This window comes from Peribacillus sp. YIM B13472, from assembly GCF_042788005.1.
Lineage (GTDB): Bacteria > Bacillota > Bacilli > Bacillales > DSM-1321 > Peribacillus > Peribacillus simplex_E.
On sequence record NZ_JBHZPG010000028.1, the window covers coordinates 53750 to 71690 of the forward strand.

Annotated in this window: 19 protein-coding genes; 3 read left to right on the forward strand and 16 right to left on the reverse strand. The window is 37.3% G+C overall.

Going from position 1 to position 17941, the window contains the following annotated elements:
- Positions 1 to 50: 50 nt before the first annotated feature.
- Complete coding sequence (gene ppsA, locus ACFX4I_RS19195; protein ID WP_377422366.1) at positions 51 to 2666, reverse strand: phosphoenolpyruvate synthase; 2616 nt, start codon at positions 2664 to 2666, stop codon at positions 51 to 53.
- 978 nt (positions 2667 to 3644) lie between these two features.
- On the opposite strand from ppsA, the gene ACFX4I_RS19200 reads away from it, so the two are divergent.
- A complete protein-coding gene (locus ACFX4I_RS19200) occupies positions 3645 to 4049 on the forward strand; it encodes a VOC family protein (protein WP_377422368.1) in 405 nt (134 codons plus the stop codon).
- A 182-nt stretch (positions 4050 to 4231) separates the two neighbouring features.
- On the opposite strand, the gene ACFX4I_RS19205 is transcribed toward ACFX4I_RS19200, so the two are convergent.
- The 6 genes from ACFX4I_RS19205 to ACFX4I_RS19230 form a co-directional block, all read right to left on the reverse strand.
- Entirely contained in the window at positions 4232 to 4513 is a 282-nt protein-coding gene (locus ACFX4I_RS19205) for a hypothetical protein (RefSeq protein WP_283932135.1), read from the reverse strand.
- Positions 4514 to 4771: 258 nt separating this feature from the next.
- A complete protein-coding gene (locus ACFX4I_RS19210) occupies positions 4772 to 5491 on the reverse strand; it encodes an alanyl-tRNA editing protein (RefSeq protein ID WP_377422370.1) in 720 nt (239 codons plus the stop codon).
- Entirely contained in the window at positions 5463 to 6536 is a 1074-nt protein-coding gene (locus tag ACFX4I_RS19215) for a threonine aldolase family protein (protein ID WP_377422372.1), read from the reverse strand. The genes ACFX4I_RS19210 and ACFX4I_RS19215 overlap by 29 nt, the downstream gene beginning before the upstream one ends.
- 1 nt (position 6537) lies before the next feature.
- On the reverse strand, positions 6538 to 6981 hold the full coding sequence (locus tag ACFX4I_RS19220; protein ID WP_377422373.1) for a MarR family winged helix-turn-helix transcriptional regulator: 444 nt from the start codon (positions 6979 to 6981) through the stop codon (positions 6538 to 6540).
- Between the two features lie 592 nt (positions 6982 to 7573).
- Positions 7574 to 7981 (reverse strand): YbaN family protein, encoded by a 408-nt coding sequence (locus ACFX4I_RS19225; protein WP_377422375.1) that lies wholly within the window; start codon positions 7979 to 7981, stop codon positions 7574 to 7576.
- A 145-nt stretch (positions 7982 to 8126) separates the two neighbouring features.
- Entirely contained in the window at positions 8127 to 8771 is a 645-nt protein-coding gene (locus tag ACFX4I_RS19230; RefSeq protein WP_230300887.1) for an MBL fold metallo-hydrolase, read from the reverse strand.
- 337 nt (positions 8772 to 9108) lie between these two features.
- Between ACFX4I_RS19230 and ACFX4I_RS19235 the strand changes: the two genes are divergently transcribed.
- Positions 9109 to 9696 (forward strand): SET domain-containing protein, encoded by a 588-nt coding sequence (locus ACFX4I_RS19235; protein WP_230300888.1) that lies wholly within the window; start codon positions 9109 to 9111, stop codon positions 9694 to 9696.
- A 327-nt stretch (positions 9697 to 10023) separates the two neighbouring features.
- Here ACFX4I_RS19235 and ACFX4I_RS19240 read toward each other — a convergent pair whose 3' ends face one another.
- Positions 10024 to 10569 (reverse strand): helix-turn-helix domain-containing protein, encoded by a 546-nt coding sequence (locus ACFX4I_RS19240; RefSeq protein ID WP_377422378.1) that lies wholly within the window; start codon positions 10567 to 10569, stop codon positions 10024 to 10026.
- 151 nt (positions 10570 to 10720) lie between these two features.
- On the opposite strand from ACFX4I_RS19240, the gene ACFX4I_RS19245 reads away from it, so the two are divergent.
- Positions 10721 to 12082: a D-serine ammonia-lyase gene (locus ACFX4I_RS19245; protein ID WP_377422380.1), complete on the forward strand. Its 1362-nt coding sequence runs from the start codon at positions 10721 to 10723 to the stop codon at positions 12080 to 12082.
- Between the two features lie 373 nt (positions 12083 to 12455).
- On the opposite strand, the gene map is transcribed toward ACFX4I_RS19245, so the two are convergent.
- The 8 genes from map to ACFX4I_RS19285 all read right to left on the reverse strand — a co-directional run bounded on the left by map (position 12456) and on the right by ACFX4I_RS19285 (position 17358).
- A complete protein-coding gene (map, locus tag ACFX4I_RS19250; RefSeq protein ID WP_377422382.1) occupies positions 12456 to 13196 on the reverse strand; it encodes a type I methionyl aminopeptidase in 741 nt (246 codons plus the stop codon).
- A gap of 291 nt (positions 13197 to 13487) precedes the next feature.
- Positions 13488 to 13844: a PaaI family thioesterase gene (locus tag ACFX4I_RS19255; RefSeq protein WP_377422384.1), complete on the reverse strand. Its 357-nt coding sequence runs from the start codon at positions 13842 to 13844 to the stop codon at positions 13488 to 13490.
- Between the two features lie 84 nt (positions 13845 to 13928).
- Entirely contained in the window at positions 13929 to 14261 is a 333-nt protein-coding gene (locus tag ACFX4I_RS19260) for a branched-chain amino acid transporter permease (RefSeq protein ID WP_377422386.1), read from the reverse strand.
- Positions 14258 to 15010 (reverse strand): azaleucine resistance protein AzlC, encoded by a 753-nt coding sequence (azlC, locus tag ACFX4I_RS19265; protein ID WP_230300894.1) that lies wholly within the window; start codon positions 15008 to 15010, stop codon positions 14258 to 14260. Before azlC ends, ACFX4I_RS19260 begins: the two co-directional genes overlap by 4 nt.
- 278 nt (positions 15011 to 15288) lie before the next feature.
- Positions 15289 to 15975 carry an MBL fold metallo-hydrolase gene (locus tag ACFX4I_RS19270; protein ID WP_377422388.1) on the reverse strand — a complete coding sequence of 229 codons (687 nt, stop codon included), beginning with the start codon at positions 15973 to 15975 and terminating at the stop codon, positions 15289 to 15291.
- Positions 15976 to 16123: 148 nt separating this feature from the next.
- The gene (locus ACFX4I_RS19275) at positions 16124 to 16354 is read right to left on the reverse strand and encodes a DUF3953 domain-containing protein (protein WP_377422390.1); all 231 of its coding nucleotides are present in this window, start codon (positions 16352 to 16354) and stop codon (positions 16124 to 16126) included.
- A 172-nt stretch (positions 16355 to 16526) separates the two neighbouring features.
- Positions 16527 to 16826 carry a DUF2798 domain-containing protein gene (locus ACFX4I_RS19280; protein ID WP_377422392.1) on the reverse strand — a complete coding sequence of 100 codons (300 nt, stop codon included), beginning with the start codon at positions 16824 to 16826 and terminating at the stop codon, positions 16527 to 16529.
- An 82-nt stretch (positions 16827 to 16908) separates the two neighbouring features.
- Complete coding sequence (locus tag ACFX4I_RS19285) at positions 16909 to 17358, reverse strand: NUDIX hydrolase (protein ID WP_377422394.1); 450 nt, start codon at positions 17356 to 17358, stop codon at positions 16909 to 16911.
- Positions 17359 to 17941 lie beyond the last annotated feature (583 nt).

Genomic DNA, 17941 nt, shown 5'->3' on the forward strand with positions numbered 1-17941 from the left:
GTTACTACATGAAAGCAAATGCTCTTCTTTTATGGTTTAAATGTAATGAATTATATTATTTCGATATACCCTTCTGTTCCATGCACGCGAATTCGTTGCCCGTCTCTTATTATCTTGGTGGCATTTCCCACTCCAACAACCGCCGGTAAGCCATATTCACGTGCGATAACTGCTCCATGGGTCATCAGTCCACCAACCTCGGTAACTAGACCTTTTATGGATACAAACAATGGTGTCCAGCTAGGGTCAGTAAAGGAGGTGACCAATATATCTCCCTCTTCTAGATCAGCATCTTCCATGTTTAAGATGACACGCGCACGTCCCTCAATAACTCCGGAAGAAACAGGTAGACCTACAATAGCTTCGGCTGGGAGATTTTCTCGTTTGTACTCACCTACAATGATTTCACCTTCAGACGTGATAACACGTGGCGGAGTTAGTTTTTCATATAATTTGTACTCTTCTTTTCGTTTGCTGATGATCTGGTAATCCAATTTATTTGTACGTATGACTCCGTGAAGTTCTTCAAAAGTGAGGTAGTATATATCTTCTTTTTCACGAATGACTTTGGCTTGTACAAGCTGTTCGGCTTCTTTCATCAAAGCCTGCTTATAGACGAAGTAGCGATTAACCATGCCGTATTTTGGATACTCCCTATACCCGATGAAATTCCGGATTAGGCTGATCATTCGTTTTGTTTCTTTAGCTTTTTGTTCACCATCCGGTAATTGCTTCAATCGATCTAATAACTCCTGTTCTTTTTTCAAAGCTTCCTGTCGCCCTTGCTCAAATTTCCGATTGCTGGCATTAGGCTCAAAGTTTTTAATATTACTGAGAATCATAGGGATGAGGGTAGTTGGTTTTTCGCCCCAACGAGTTTTAGTAATATCGATTTCTCCGGTACATCGCATTCCGTATTTACGGAGATAATCATGGATAGCGTCTTGGATTTCCTGTCCACCATCAAACTTAACCAGTTCATCCAAAAAGTTATCATCTTTTACATGTTGTAGATAATCAATTACTTCTGGATAAGGACGAATCACATCTGCGATATCCAATAGCGCCAGACCCATTTCCGAAGTAATATTGTTTGATACAGATTGAGAAAGCGTATCTGCTGCGTTTTTTTCACCTAACCACTTGTTCATTTTTTCATTGATCCATGATGAAGCATCCATAGCAGCCATAAACACAGCTGAACTTTGTGGGTCAAATAAAATCTTCTTTAATATCTGGATATCTTCCAGAATAAAATCAAATAAATCCGATCCTGATTTCGTTTGGATGTTTTGTTTTAACTCTTCTATCGATGTTTGATTACTCTTAATCAAATCAGAAACGATTGTCGGGTCGTTTTCGATTTGTGCCCTAGAATCCGCAGACGACACACTTTTATTGCTTTTACCGGAACTCGGTTCTTTTTTATCATTTGGTAAAGATTTTATGAAATCTCCTCGCTCTATTATGGTAATGAGTGCGTCTTTCATGAGCGGATCGTGTTGTCCCATGGCATCTAATAACATTTTTCTGCTGTCAGGTGAAGCCAGCATATGTGTGACATCAACAAACAACCTTCCCCCAGCTTTAAACCTGGGTCCAAAAGATGTTAACTGGAATAATGACATTCCCAGTGGTTTCATGGGATCGGTCATCATTTGTTGATGACCGACAGATACGTAAACGTGATTTTCTTGATCATTCGCTTCAGGGATCGGGTATAAAGTAGTGATTGGCCGACTCTGGACAATATAAAATGCATCATCAACCAAACACCATTCGATATCTTGCGGGCAACCAAAATAAGCTTCGATCTGTTTTCCTATGCGTGCTAGTTGTAAAATTTGTTGTTCAGTAAGTGTTTGAGTCTTTTGCTGATCGGGATCGATCTGCTGGGTCTGTGTTCCGCCTTCTTTTAGTCCATAGATAGCCAATTTTTTCGTTGCTATCATCTTTTCGACGATTTCATCTTCCTGTACTTTATAACAATCGGCAGAGACCAAGCCAGAGACCAGTGCTTCCCCAAGTCCAAAACTGGCATCGATCGATAGCAGCTTTCGGTTAGAAGTAATCGGATCAGCGGTAAATAAAATCCCTGAAGCCTGTGGGAAAACCATCCTTTGAACGATAACGGATAAATAAACTTGACTGTGGTCAAATCCATTTTGCATACGGTAGATTACCGCGCGATCCGTAAACAGGGAAGCCCAGCATTTGCTGATATGCTGCAAGATGGCATCGACGCCGATGATATTTAAATAGGTGTCTTGTTGACCGGCAAAAGAGGCATGTGGTAAATCTTCAGCAGTCGCACTAGAACGCACTGCATAAGCATGTTCATCACCAAACTGGGAGAGATAGTGAGCAACAGCCTTCACTACATCGGAAGGAATTTCCACTTCCATAATGATTTTCCGAATCTTCCTGCTGATTTCGCCAATTTGATCTCGATCCTCTACTTTTAGCAGTGTTAGTTGATCCACCAATGCGTAGAAGGCTTCGTTTTGTTCGAGGGCTTTTTGATAACCTTCTGTCGTAACACAAAATCCTTCTGGCACTTGTATTCCATGATTCTTTGATAGTTCCCCTAAATTCGCCCCTTTTCCTCCGGCGAGCAAAAGTTGCGTTTTATCGATCTCCCGAAACTCTAGTACATATGGTTTCATTTCTTTCCCTCCCATTTATCGCTCAATACCAAGACGAATTCTATGACAAAAATTGTTCATCTGATCAACCAATTGTGCTGTCCACTCATTCCTGCTCCTAGCAAAGTTCCATATTCATACCAACCCCTCCTTTAAAAAAATAAAAATAGGGGTTGACTGAAAAGGATTTTATGAAGTATAATTAGAATAGGGATAATTTATATAAAAATTATTTAACAGTGTATAACTATATAAATTTACCACAGTTTTTCTTTTTTATCAATGATTAAAGGAAGAAAAATTTCACAAGACAATTGACTACAAAAAATGATATCCAAATATCCGATCATTTAATGGTAGCGTCATGAAAATGCGGATTTATGATAATGAATTCCAATATTAAAAAGCCCAATTTCTATATTAAGAAATCGGGCTTTTTTCGTTACCCCATTAAAGTGCCCTTTAATAAGAACAATGAGAACACTGCTATTAACAGTATTCTCATTGTTTTTTTGATCGTCATCAACCGATATCAGTTTTCCGAAATATTCGAGAGGTAATCAGCGAGTTGAACGAAGGTTCCTGAAAAGCCCGCCTGTACCATTTCTTGCGACTCCTCGTAAGTTTTAATGCCTTAAAGGGTTCTGAACGAAGCTTATTAATTCGACGATTTGCTTCCTCATAAAATTCCACCACTCATGAATTTATAAAGCACACTTAGCTGTTTAAATGCCAATGGCTGTCAAATTCCCCCTTAATCGAATTGGCTCTGCAAGAGCACTTAATAATGTAGTATTCATCTTTACACCAAGTTTTATTAGCATTATATTCCTTCACGGGGAGAATAAAAAAATGATATTTTTGTACATAATGATACAGGTTTAAGTTTTAGAAGTTTTCACTCGAAAGAAGAACTTACGTTCGTATATACTGATAAGAAGACAATCTTGGTAGCAGTTATTACTAAGGGATCAAATCTTAATTCAAAGGAGAATGAAAATGATCAAACCGTATTTAATGTTCAATAGGGAATGTGAAGAGGCTTTCAAACTTTATATTGAGGCATTTGGCGGGGAACTTATTGCGATGCAAAAATATAGTGAGCTCCCTTCAAGTCCAGACTTTCCTGTTGAAGAGAGTGATAAAGACCTTGTTCTATACTCACAATTAAGAATAACAGAAGATGGATTTATTATGGGTTCTGATTCAAAACGCGAATTGAATGATAGTGACAAAGTTGCTGTAAGCGTGGAGCTTAACTCGGAGGAAAAAGCCAGAAGGGCATGGGATATATTAAAAGAAGATGGATCTATACATATGGATCTTCATGAAACGTTTTTTGCGAAACTCCACGGTTCGTTGAAGGATAAATTTGGTATCTCATGGATGTTTACTGTCAATTAAAACGATACTGAATCCAAGGCAAAAGACGACCGGTTATTTGACTGGTTGTTTTTTATTATTCGGATCACAATCCTCTAAAACATAAATCCCTAATTTCATTAAAAAGTTCCTCAACAATCTGGCCCAATTGTTGAACAAACCTGGCTTAAGCTCCATAAAACGCTTGTATCACCATATACATTTCAGTACAAAAAAAATAGTGTGAACCATACAAACGCAACACCCAAATCCAATAACATCCGACTCTTATTTTCCTTTTTTAAGAGTCTTTCGAATGCGTCTATCATTGAACCAATTCCTAATAAGATTAATAAATATTTTATAAAATTAAACTCATTTATTATTCCTAATATTACAATCAAGCCCATTAATATTATCATTAAATATCTAATCAGTATAAATGGTTTTGTACTTTCACTTTTTTCAAAAAACAATCCCATTACATCTTTCAACTTATTTAACATTAAATTTCCCCCATAAAACTACAAACTAAATTTAATAAACTATACCATAACGCAAACTGGCCTTCTTCGACAATGCTGACCTTTTGTTGCATTAGAAAAGGAGCTGCAGATCAGCTCCTGGTAATGAAGTAAAGCACCCGTTAATTGGATAACAATTGGCAGCTGCAGCTTGGAATAAAAATATTGTTCTATTTGATGCTGCCGTTTATGGAACTATTCCCGTATATTCCTCATTGATAAAAGACGGGATAGCATAAATTAATCCAATAGTTGAATTTTAATCTTTTTTTTCGCGGGACCTTTTTGTTGAATTTTCATAATGGAAAAGTCTTCAATTTCATTTGTGTTGTTGACGTGGGTTCCGCCACATGCTTGCTCATCAATATCATTTATTTGAACCATTCGAATTTCGTTAAGAGAAGCTGGAAGTAAATTAATGACCGTTTTAATAAACCCTTCCTTTTGCTCTGCTTCAGTCCTACTAATTGTTTTCGTGAAAACATTATGAGGGTGTGCCAGGACCTTCTTTATCGATTGTTCTAATGAATCAAATGGTATTTCTGCCATTATTTCAGGAGAAAAAGACAGCTCTAATCTGGCATGATCTTTTTCAATTTGACTGCTTGTAGCTAAAGCATTGTAATGTTGATATAAGTAACCTGAAATGACATGCAATACTGTGTGATACTGCATATTCCGAAACCGCCAAGACCAGTCAATCTGCATTTCTACCGTTTGATTAATATCCTGTAATGGGCGTTCTAGTTCATGAATGATTTCACCATCTACTTTTTTTACTGTTACTATATTATAGGTTTCATCACCTTGTTTAATAACCCCTCGGTCACCAGGCTGCCCACCGCCACCTGGATAAAAAATGGTTTGATCGAACACAACAGACCGATCTTGTATCGAAACAATATTTGCCGAACACTCTTTTAGATAACTATTATCTAAATATAACTCTATCGTGGCCATTTTTTTCGCCTTTTGTTGCCTTGATATCCTCTACCAGCATTTCAACATGTTCTTTTTTCGTAGCCCAACTGGTGCAAAATCTCACAGCACTGTGTGTAGCATCGACCTTTTCCCAGAAGGAGAATGAATACTTTTTGCCTAATTCCAAAATTACATCTTCAGGCAAAATGGGAAACTGCTGATTTGATGTGGAATCATATCGTAATGAAAATCCATTTTCAACAAATGCTTCCCGAATCATCATTGACATTTCGACGGCATGATTAGAAATTTCATAGTATAAGCCATCTTCAAATAAGGTTTCAAACTGGATCCCCAATAGTCTTCCTTTAGCCAGTAATCCTCCCTTTTGCTTGATAAAATACCGGAAATCCTTTTTCAGGGCATCATTCATGATGACTGCCGCTTCACCAAACATTGCACCAACTTTCGTTCCCCCTATATAGAACACATCACATAGCCTCGCAATATCCGCCAAGGTTAAATCGTTGTCTTTTGAAGCCAAACCATAGCCTAATCTAGCGCCATCCAATACCAATGGCAAACCACATTCCCGGCAAACTTTACTTAATGCTTCCAATTCGGCTTTACTATAAGTCGTTCCATTTTCAGTAGGATTAGAAATATAAACCAAGCCTGGCTGTACCATATGCTCATGAGTAACATCATTCCAGTGAGCATCATATAATTCTTTCACCTGTTCAGCTTGAATTTTTCCATCATCACTCGGCAAAGTAAGTATTTTATGACCAGTGGCTTCAATGGCTCCTGTTTCATGCACTGCGATATGCCCAGTAATTGCAGCTACTGCACCTTGATGCGGCCGCAAAATTGAAGCGATGATAGTTGTATTCGTTTGTGTTCCCCCTACTAAAAAGTGTATATCTGCATTCGCCGCATCGCACTCTTTTCGAATGTAAGCTCTCGCTTTTTCACAGTGCTCATCCACTCCATATCCGGGTGTTTGTTCTTCATTGGTTTCTATTAATCGTTTCAGAATTAGCTCATGAGCACCTTCTGTATAATCATTTTCAAAACGTATCATCCTATATTCTCCCCAAACTATCCAGTTTCTTCTGAATGAACATCATAGAAGCATGGATTTCGTTTATTTCATTTTGTGATAATCCTTGGAATAACCTCACTATTTGTTCATCAGATCTTTCATTAAGCTTGTTAAAAAGAGTCATCCCTTCAGGGGTCAACCGAATCAGACTAGTTCTGTTATCCAAGGTCGAGTTTTCCTTCATAACCAGTCCATCTTTACTCAGCTTGTTAATGATTCTGCTCATATAGCTGCGATCTATTTCCAGCTTATCAACTAAATTATTCGCTATACACTGCTCCATCAAACCGATTTCCAAAATTACCCGTGCCTCAGTGAAAGAATATCCAGTATCCAAAATATGCTTATCCAATACACCAAGTATATTCGTATAAAATCTATTGAATTGCCGTATATCAGCCATGGTCTTTTTACTTATATTCATTCTTGACTTCCTTTTTTAGTGGAATTTATCCACTAATACTTTATTGTAATTAGTGGACTTTGTCAACATTTTCGTAAATCTTGATGAATCAATCGATACCACTAGTTTAACCACTTTCAAGAAATTCACTTTTAGTGCTACATGCCCCCCTCATAAAACACTCGCCCTTTATGGGTAAGTTTCTTCTACATGCACTATCCTGCCTCATAGTGCAATTAGACAAGGAGCTGCCAAAAAGCAGCCCCTAACGATTTATTACTGTTGATCTAACGCACCCGGTAATGATGGATGAAGCAGAGAGTAGATGTTATGTATAAAAGGAGTGAACGGGTCAAGAATCCTTGTAAATTCACTACATAATTCCTTTTTTGAGTCCTTCCCCATAATATTCACTCCTTATAATAAAACCATTTGTACCCTAGAAAATGAACGGCAGCCTGAGTGAGGATACTGTTGTGCTAGTTAGCCAAAGTCTTGGGTAAAGAATAGTAAGCTTTCGATTTCTTCTTTAACTCCCCTCCCCCGTTAGTTCCATAGGAAAAAGAGCTGCCGAAGCAACTCCCATTGAAGTAATGACCCGTTATTTGAAGGTTCAAAAAGCTCTTTGTTTTGTATTGTTCGGGTCAATTGTCTTAATTTTTTTTATGAAATAATAATGTTTGTAGAGGGCGAGCACTATCAATAAGATTTTCACTAATAGGATGTCCACATAAAATATAGAAATTACGATGAAGAAATCGGCAATTAAATTGATTCTGATTTTCTCTTTTCGAGACATACCTTTTTTTTGCAGGAATGCTACAACGTATTTTTCATATAATGAGGTGCGTTTAAACCAGTTTTCAATCGACTTGGAACTTTTAGCAAAGCAAAAAGCAGCAAATAAGTAAAATGGACCGCCCGGCAGAACTGGTAACACAGTCCCTGCAATACCAATCAAAAGAGATATGGACCCAAGAAGAAAAAATAGGATACTTTTTACTTTTTTAATTGTAATCACCTTTTTATTTATATTCTATCTCCTTATAACATAAAGAGGAAGTCTAATTGATTCAACATCATTGATTAGTACCTTCCCTTTTTCTTTTTGAACTAACCGGACCCGTTATAAATAAAAAAATGCATAAACAGGATTTCTTATCAATTCATTCATACAGCATAGTTACGACCCCAGCATATTCTGACAAATTTTCTTTGGAAATATCCAATGTCTCAACTTCGGTTGTCCGCTGTCCGGAAATCTGAAGAAACTTATCTACCTTTGAAAATATCAAGCCAACAACCGACAATGCCTTTGTTCTATAGTGCATGGGAATTGTAATAGTAGATTTCAATTGACGCATTACCTGAGCAGCTTCCATTGCATTAATCGTAGATGTACCTCCTACAGGAATGATGAGAATATCCACTTTTCCAATTTCATTTACTTGTTCTTCTGATAATAGATGCCCTAAATCTCCACAGTGACAGATAGTTAGACCGTCCATTTGGAAACGATATAAAATATTGGGGCCTCTCTTCTCGCCATTTACCTTGTCGTGAAATGTCTTAAATCCACTAATTCTTACATCTTCGCGGATGTATTCCTTCGGCTCATTAACAAGCAAGTATTCACCTGTTGCTGCTTCAATTTTATTGTGATCGAAATGATTATGTGTAACGGCAACTATATCTGGTTCAATACTCGGCATACGGTAACGGATGAAGCGATGATATGGATCAATAAGAATCCTGGTTCCACTTTCGGATGTTAGTAAAAAGGCAGAATGTCCAAACCATTTTATTTTCATGCTAAAATTCTCCTTATTGATTCAAAATTATTAAAATCAAGCAACTTTTAAGGAACCCCGGATCTACAGTTCAGTATTTATTCCATTTATTATAATTCTATTATTCATGTAATAGTCCTTCTACACCTGATCTGTCCCTTTAGTTCCATAAAAAAAAGCGATTCTTATTAAAGAATCACGCCCGATTGTGGAACTAAAATAAAAGAGCTTTTTTTCTTTTTCCAGGCAGGGGACATTCCGCTGATTGAACTTGGATAAAATACGCAAACGAACGGTCACCTAAAGGAAACTGCTGTATATCATAATGGTAAGTTTTGAGAAAGGGTGAACAGAATCGATGATACATCCAGATACCGAGATTCGGTTTGTCAATGAAAAGATTGGTGTGGGCATTTTTGCCACAAAAATGATCCCCAAAGGAACGATAATCTGGGCATTGGATGATTTGGACATCATCCTCGAGGAAGATGAAATTGAATCGCTTGATATCGTGCGAAGGGAAATTGTCTATAAATATGCCTACCTCAACGATGACGACCGCTACGTGCTGTGCTGGGACCATGCCAGATACATGAATCACAGCTTCAGTCCAAATGTGGTATCGACGGTCTATGAGATTGAATTTGCGTCGAGGGATATTCTACCCGGAGAGCAAATAACATGCGATTATGCATCGCTCGGGATAGACGAACCGTTTGAGTGTGAACCGGAGGAAGGGACTTCTAGCACCGTAGTGATGCCGGATGATTATCTACATCGCTACAAGGAATGGGATCAGTTGGCTCGGGAGGCATTCAAACGATTGAATCAAGTAGACCAGCCGCTGCGTCATCTGATTCGACCGGAGTTCGTCGACAGGGTAAACGCGATTGCAGAGGGACGTGCCGAGCTGGATTCCTTTATTACGCTCTATGAAGATGAGTAAAGGCAACTAAACAACCACACAGACGGAGCTGATGATTGTTCAATGGTTGTTCAACCAGCTTTTTTGCGGATTCAGCAAGATGGAACATGAATCATCAACGTGAGGGTATAAAACCCAGAAAAGACCCCACCTCTGCCAAGGTGTGGTCTTTTTTCTTTTCTATGCCCATCCCTTGCAGATCTCAGCAAGCCTGCTTAAAAACTTTCCTCAACAATCTGCCCCAATTGTTGAATAAGGATCAAACAGCACTCTTGAACTAGTTCCATAAGAAAAGCGATCCTCATTAAAGAATCGCGCCCAATTGTGAAAGAACATTAAATTTTTTCATTAAAACGCAGGCGGGGTAACTGAAAATAATACAATTGCATTCTGACTAAAATTATTTTCCCATTTATGTTTGAAATTTGCTGGTATTTTCACACTATCACCAGCTTCCAATATATATTCTTCTTCACCTAAATACAGCTTGATTTTCCCTTCCAAAATAAATGCCACTTCCTCTCCTCTATGTTCTAGAGGATTTTCTGACGAGGAAATATTCGGAGGAACTTTCATAATCGCTGTTGCCAAATTACCCGTAAAATCAGGTGACAATAACTCATAAGACAAATTATCAATGATCATTTTCTTACGTTTACTGGACCTAACGATTAAATCCTCCGTAATCGTTTCTTCAAGCAAAAAACTAAATGTTGGAACATTCAGGGTTTTAGCTAAGACCTTTAAGGTTTGAATAGAAGGATTCGCCAAACCTCGTTCAATCTGGCTTAACATTGAAGGTGTAATTTCAGCTAATTTTGCTAACTCTCTACTACTCAATCCTTTAGCTTTTCTATATTTTTCAACTTTCTTGCCAATATCTATATTTTCCATAATTGATACTCCTTAACGAATTATTAAATCACACTTAAATAAAATTAATATAAATTAACAATGAGATGATTGTGTGTTAAACTGTATTAAATTTTATTTAATTATAATTCACCAAACAATTTGTTACAAGACAATGAGGAGGATCAAACAAATGAAAGAGATCGAAAGCAAAGAATTACAATCATGGAAAGACAAATATCCTTTATTAAAGAAGCTCATTTCGATGGATGAAGTATTTTGGCTCAATCCAAATGCCGAAAAGTTTCAAACAGGAATTAAAAAATCCCCCCTTTCTCAAGAAGATGTAAGAGATGCAGAGGAAAGGTTGAAACGTTTTGCACCATATATCGCCAAGGTTTTCCCTGAAACAAAAGGGACAAACGGTATCATAGAATCTCCTTTAGTGAGAATTCCTGCCATGAAACAATCCTTGGAACAGGATTATCAACAACCTATATTAGGAGAATTATTACTAAAATGTGATAGTCACCTTCCTATATCAGGATCTATTAAAGCAAGAGGCGGAATCTATGAAATTCTCAAACATGCGGAAGAATTAGCTTTCCAACATCAATTGTTAACAATTCAAGATGATTATTCGATTTTAGATAGCGATAGGTTCCGAACCCTTTTCTCAAAATATTCAATCGCAGTGGGCTCGACTGGAAATTTAGGACTTAGTATTGGCATCATCAGTGCAAAGTTAGGTTTTAATGTTTCCGTTCATATGTCAGCTGATGCAAAGCAGTGGAAAAAAGACTTGCTTAGAAGCAAAAATGTCAAAGTCATTGAATATGAAGCTGATTATAGTAAAGCAGTAGAGGAAGGCCGAATCCAAGCAGATAGTGACCCTACATGTTATTTTGTGGATGATGAAAATTCCCACGACCTATTTTTAGGATATGCAGTGGCTGCATCTCGTTTGAAGAAACAATTAGATGAGCTAGAGATAATTGTAGATGAAAATCATCCTTTGTTTGTTTACCTTCCATGTGGAGTAGGCGGTGGTCCTGGAGGCGTAGCTTTTGGTTTGAAATTATTGTATCAAGACCACATTCACTGTTTCTTTGCAGAACCTACCCACTCGCCATGCATGCTACTCGGTTTAATGACTGGACTTCATGATAAAGTTTCTGTACAAGATGTTGGTATCGATAATGTAACAGACGCGGATGGACTTGCTGTTGGAAAGCCATCTGGGTTTGTCGGTAAAACGATGGAACCCTTTTTAAGCGGCAATTATACGGTTAGCGATGAACAGTTGTATAAGTTGCTAAAAGAACTAGTCGATACAGAGGGGATCCATTTAGAACCTTCAGCACTAGCAGGTATGATAGGACCAAGTAAATTATGTAAAGAGGGCATCGATTATTTACAGAAGCACCATTTAACGGAAAAGATGAGTAAAGGTACACATATTATTTGGGGGACTGGCGGAAGCATGGTTCCTGAAGAAATGATGAAGCAATATTATCAAAAAGGGTTGAAATTAGCGTTAGAGAAACAGAAGTAATTTACGTGGCTATAAAACAAATAAGACTGTAGGCAAAAGGAATTCTATCTAAATGTTAAAACAAAGTTGATTGGAGCGGGTGTGCGAGACTCCTTTGGGAAAAGAGCATGCCCTATGTTCCAATCAACGTTCGAATTTCCCTCAAAAAAACTGTAATGCAGACTGCAGGAATGCTAGCCTGCCCCTTTAACTCCATAAGAAAAAGAGCTGCTAATGCAACTCCCTTATTTAAGTGTGGGTTCACCGATCGAACCCTTCTTTTTTAGAGCGAGTAACATTCTTTAATAGTGTTACGAATATATATGTTACCCCATTTAAGTTTCCTACACGGTATACGAACTACTTATGTTTATACGTTTTGTCTATGCTTGAATTAAAGTGTGACAATAATCGGACCATTTTTAGTAAGGATAATCGTATGTTCCAATTGAGCTACATAGCTTTTTTCTGTAACATAGGTCCAACCATCTTCTTTTTGGAATACTTCTTCTTCAAAGGTTGAGATAAATGGTTCGAATGCGATAACCATCCCTTCCTTTAATAGTTCATTATCCCATGGATCATTATAATTACAAATATGGTCAGGTGCTTCGTGTATTCTACGTCCAACACCATGTCCTGTAAGGTTTTTGATAACAGTGAATCCATGCTGTCTCGCTGTTTCGAATACTGCTTTTCCGATTCTGCTTTTTTTGGAACCGGGTTTTGCTTTCTTAAGACCTGCTTCAAATGCCTTTTTAGCAACCTCGCATATTTTCGTTAATACTTCTTCTCCCTCTCCTACTACAAATGAGATTCCTGTATCTGCGAAATAACCGTTCTTTGAAGCAGATACATCTATATTCACTAGATCCCCTTCATGAATAACCCGATGACCCGGAATACCATGTGCCACTTCTTCATTAGTACTAATGCAAGTATAGCCAGGAAAATCATATTCACCTTTTGGAGCCGAAACTGCACCTGCCTTTTCTAAATGTTCTCCGGCTATATCATCAAGTTCTTTGGTCGTTATCCCTGGAATTGTTCTTTGTACCAATTCATCTCTAATCGAGGCAACAATTTTGCCAATTTCCTTCAAACCATTAAAGTCTTCTTCTGTTTTTGCAATCATTTTTTCCTACCTCATCATCTTTTATAATCTATAATCCATAAGCTAAATAAGTATTAATTGTACCTTTATTTTCTCGAAAAATAAAAGCAATGTAAATAATTTGGTACAATATCCCTTTTTTTACAAAGTTACCATTAGTTTATCATAACTAATTCTAAGAACGTTCAAAAATTATATTTTTGAAAATTCCTTCACTAAACATTCTGGCCCAATTGTTGAACAAACAGCACCCTGTAGCTCCATAAGGAAAAGCTGTCTTAAGGACAGCTTTGAAAATAACTATTAAACTGCTTAATCTTGTTCATCAAGCTTGCGGTATGACACTGCCTCCATGGTTGCGATCAGGTTTTCCTCAAGAAAGACGTCTATTCGATAAAGTCCTGTCCGATAGTTTCGTTTAATTTCCGTTGCACGGGCTACTATCTTGTCTCCGGTTTTAGCTGATTCAATAAACTGGATGGTTGTCGAGAGTCCTAATGATATTTTGCCATATGCATTCACCATGTGGCTTGCACTTCTATCGTTGCTTCTTGCAGTACCTGCCTCGAATTTTGTTAACTGAATGCCTAACGACTGGGCATACGGATCGTTTTTCACTTGCTCATGAATTTGTTCATAGTGTTGTTCATGAATTTTATCTTCATCCATTTTTTCTTCCCCATTACCTACCCCTTCCAATACCATCGATATCAGTAATTGTGACGTGTGTTGGATGTGCTAATAATTATCCATTTAAAAAACCAATTGCACCAACATCATGTAGACAATCGTTCCCCCCGCTATGGAAAGGAGCATCATTTTCTTCCAAATGTGAAGCAGGGCAACTACCGCTATCGCCATAAATTCAGGGGTTCCGTGACTTCCGGATTGTAAGCTTACATCCTTTAAACAATAAATGACCAAAAGCCCAATTACCGCGGATGGCAGTATTTTACCGAGATACTGTACATACTTCGGTGTAGGTTTACCTGATGGGAAAACGATGAATGGAAGAAACCTTGTAAGCATCGTGCCTAGAACAACCATTGCTATTGTAATGATTTGCTGTGTTAAATCCATTGTCATACGGCCTTGACCTCAACTTTCTCTAATGGCTTTCTAAGTAAGGTGAGTACCCCCAAAATTGAAAACATAGCAGGGATGATGAAATTTTCGCCAAAAATAATAAGACAGACTGCTGACAGTCCAAGCCCTGCGAGGGCACTATGATGGTTTTTCTCTTTCATCCACTGTTCAATGAAAATGACTACAAAGAGAGCCGTCATAACAAAATCGAGTCCTTCTGTGTTGAATTTGACAAGGGAGCCAAAAATGCCGCCAATCGCCGATCCTATCACCCAATAGGAATGATTGAGCAGTGTCACGAAGAACATGAACCAGCCCTTGTCTACATTCTTCGGAACATTAACTGTACAATTGATTGAAAAAGACTCATCGCAAAGCCCAAAAATCAGATACAGCTTTTTCTTCCCGGTCCCCCTGTACTTATCCAGCATGGAAATGCCATAAAACAAATGCCGTGCATTCACCATTAAAGTCAGAAAAAGGGCGTTAATCGGATTGAATGCGACAAGCAATAAATTGGCTGCAATAAACTCCATTGATCCTGCAAATATTGTTAGACTCATCAATATAGGGTAAATCGCACTGAAACCTAATGAATTCATAAAGATTCCATAAGCGATGCCTAAAAATAAAAAGCCTGCAAAAATGGGCACTGTGTAAGGAAAAGCTGCACGTAATGCAGTTAGCATTTGAGTTCTTTTTTTCATATATTCCACATCCTGATGGCTAAATTTATTTAAACTTAACATACAAAATCCGTACAAAAAACAAGTTAATTGTATGGAATACAATTAAAATAAAATACCCCCATTTCAACAAAATGGGGGTACTGATAGGCTTATCACCTTATATTCGTTTAAAACCGCCTTTCAAATCATACCGTTTCATCATTAGAATTCCATACAAAAAATGTATGATTGTATGGAATGAGTTAGTAGAGGTGAAGTATGCCAGTAAATTCATTTGACAATTATCCAATGTCTTGGAAGCCTGATAAGAAAGCAATAAAGCGTCCTTTTTATAACCCTCATAAAGTGAATATCCCACCGTGATAACAATAGTAATTTTCAGCTTTAAGATCTTTAATCTTTCTTAAAGACTGTTCTGCTTCCTCGACATTTAAACAAAATTGTGGATTAGCAATGCCCAATTCATGATTCTCTTTAACAGCTGCATCACCTGATATTACACTTTTTAAACTTGGAAAATATAATGAAATATGCCCTGAAGTATGCCCTGGTGTTGCTACTACCCTGCATTCGTTATCTAAAATCAAATCACCATCATGTACCTTTTCATCAATTGAAACATGCTTCAATTTCTTTAATTGTTGTATAAACCATTTACCGAATTCGATTTCTTGAATTGGCATATTTTCTAGCATTTCTTCGGCTTGAACCAATCTCTCTGACTTCATCTCACCACTAATAAATTTCGATTCTACTTCACTAGCTATAATGTTAATCAAAGGATACTTTTCCTTGAAATCATATAAGGAACCTATATGATCAATATCATAATGAGTAATGATTATATTCTTTAAATTCTTCATTTCATAACCATTCTTTAAAATTTCATTTTCAATTAAAGGTAAAAAATCAGGATAACCTGTATCGACCAAGGTCAGTTCATTCTTCCATATAATCAAGCTAGGATTAATGTAATTTTTTTGCCCATTAAATTCAAATTCAATGGGCAGTTCCATTATCTTCATTTTTCCTCCTCCAACCTCCCGATTATGATAACCGAATACGCTATATATTCTTCAACTATTAATTTTAACAAAATCTACCTTTAACTCCCCTTTAATTGCGTAACAAAAAGGGCGATGCAACGACCTAGTTAATGAAGTAAAGAACCTGCTAGTTCAAAAAGAAACCCTGTATGGAAACAAAGAAAAGAAATAATGAGACAACACCGCACCCCAAAAATCCTCCTTTTCTATCTTTTTGAAGTTCGACCAATCCTGTTACTAACATAAGTGCACCCAAGAACAACATAGAATACGGCATCAAATCAAAATTTCCTGTAATTAGTTGATAGACTGATACTGCAAGAACAATCATTGCTAAGATGAGTTTAACTATTTTCAAGAATATTTCCCCTTAACTACTATTTTTTATTTAATCATACCATTTGACACCTTTTCATTTGTGTGAAAAATGGAAATTCCTTGATTGACCAACCCACTTTTCTGCAATATAAAGCCGATTGGCTTTTTAATAAAACCAATCGGTTGTAAGGGCTTTTAATTTAATTGATTGTTTACTCATTTACTGCTTTACGGGCCTGGCTTTCATGTACTTTTTTCATTGCGAATCTTGCTATCGGCTGTGCGATCAAAGCTTCAACCCAAAATGCGATGAAAAAGTTACGCGGCCAATCATAAAAGAACGTTTGAATCGGCTCCAAACTAATTTCTCCCATGCCAATCCAAGATCCGATAACCGTCAGTAAAATGGACAGGATGGTTACGCTGAATAATATCGTGAATAACACTCTTGCATTAAAACCGTCCGTAGGTTCAATAAACTTTTGTACGAGTTTATTAACAAGTGTTACCAATAAAACGACACAAATCCACACAAATGGAATTACTTGTAAGGTTTCAAAAAGGGTACGATATTAGAGAATGAGTACGGTGGTTTCAAGATCTATGCATTTGACCATTTTTGTAAGTGAATGTATAGTTTCCTTCTTTTTTCAATAAAATCGGCAAGTACTGTGAAACCATCTCAGCAATTCCGAGATTAAGCGGATGAAGTATCCAATCAATGGATTTCCAATCAAGAATGCCTTCCCGCGTTTTTTTCGGTGTTTCATAAATTAAATCCTCATCCGCCATATACAAATATACATATATTCCATCCAATTCACCTTCTGGAGTCTCCCAGGTTACCGTTCCTTTAGAAAAAAAGGACTCTACCTCTATCCCCGTTTCCTCAAATACCTCACGCTGCGCACCCATATCAGGTGTTTCACCTTTCTCGATTTTCCCCCCCACCCCATTCCAGACACCCATAATTGGAACTTTCTCCCGGTTAAGCATGAGAAGTTCATTATTCTTCTTTACAAAACAAACAGTATACTTAAACATTTTAAAAAGAACCCCTTTATCGTTAGTTCGTGCCACATCATGGCTAAGCTGGTTAATGGGAGTGAAGCAAAAAATACTTAACACGTAAATAGTAAGAAGGATCTTGACCAAAACATCCCTCACTTCCACTGCCTCCAAGTATTAACACATTCTCAAATTCTAACAATGAATATAGAATCCGTAAACGCTCTCCGTCATCACCCGAGGGTTTGAGCGATAATTCAAGAGTTTGATTGATATATTTGTGAGTTTGAGCGATATATTCGAAAGTTTGGGCGATATATTCGAAAATTTGAGCGATATACTCGAGATTTTCGCTGTTTTACTCGTGAGTTTGAGCGATATACTCGTGAATTTTCACTATTTACTCGTGAATTTTGCTGTTTTACTCGTGAATTCGCAATTTACTCGTGAGTTTCGCTGTTTTACTCGTGAGTTTGGGCGATATACTCGTGAATTTACGCTGTTTACTCGTGAGTTTCGCTGTTTTACTCGTGAATTCACACTTTACTCGTGAGTTTCGCTGTTTTACTCGTGAGTTTGGGCGATATACTCGTGAATTTACGCTGTTTACTCGTGAGTT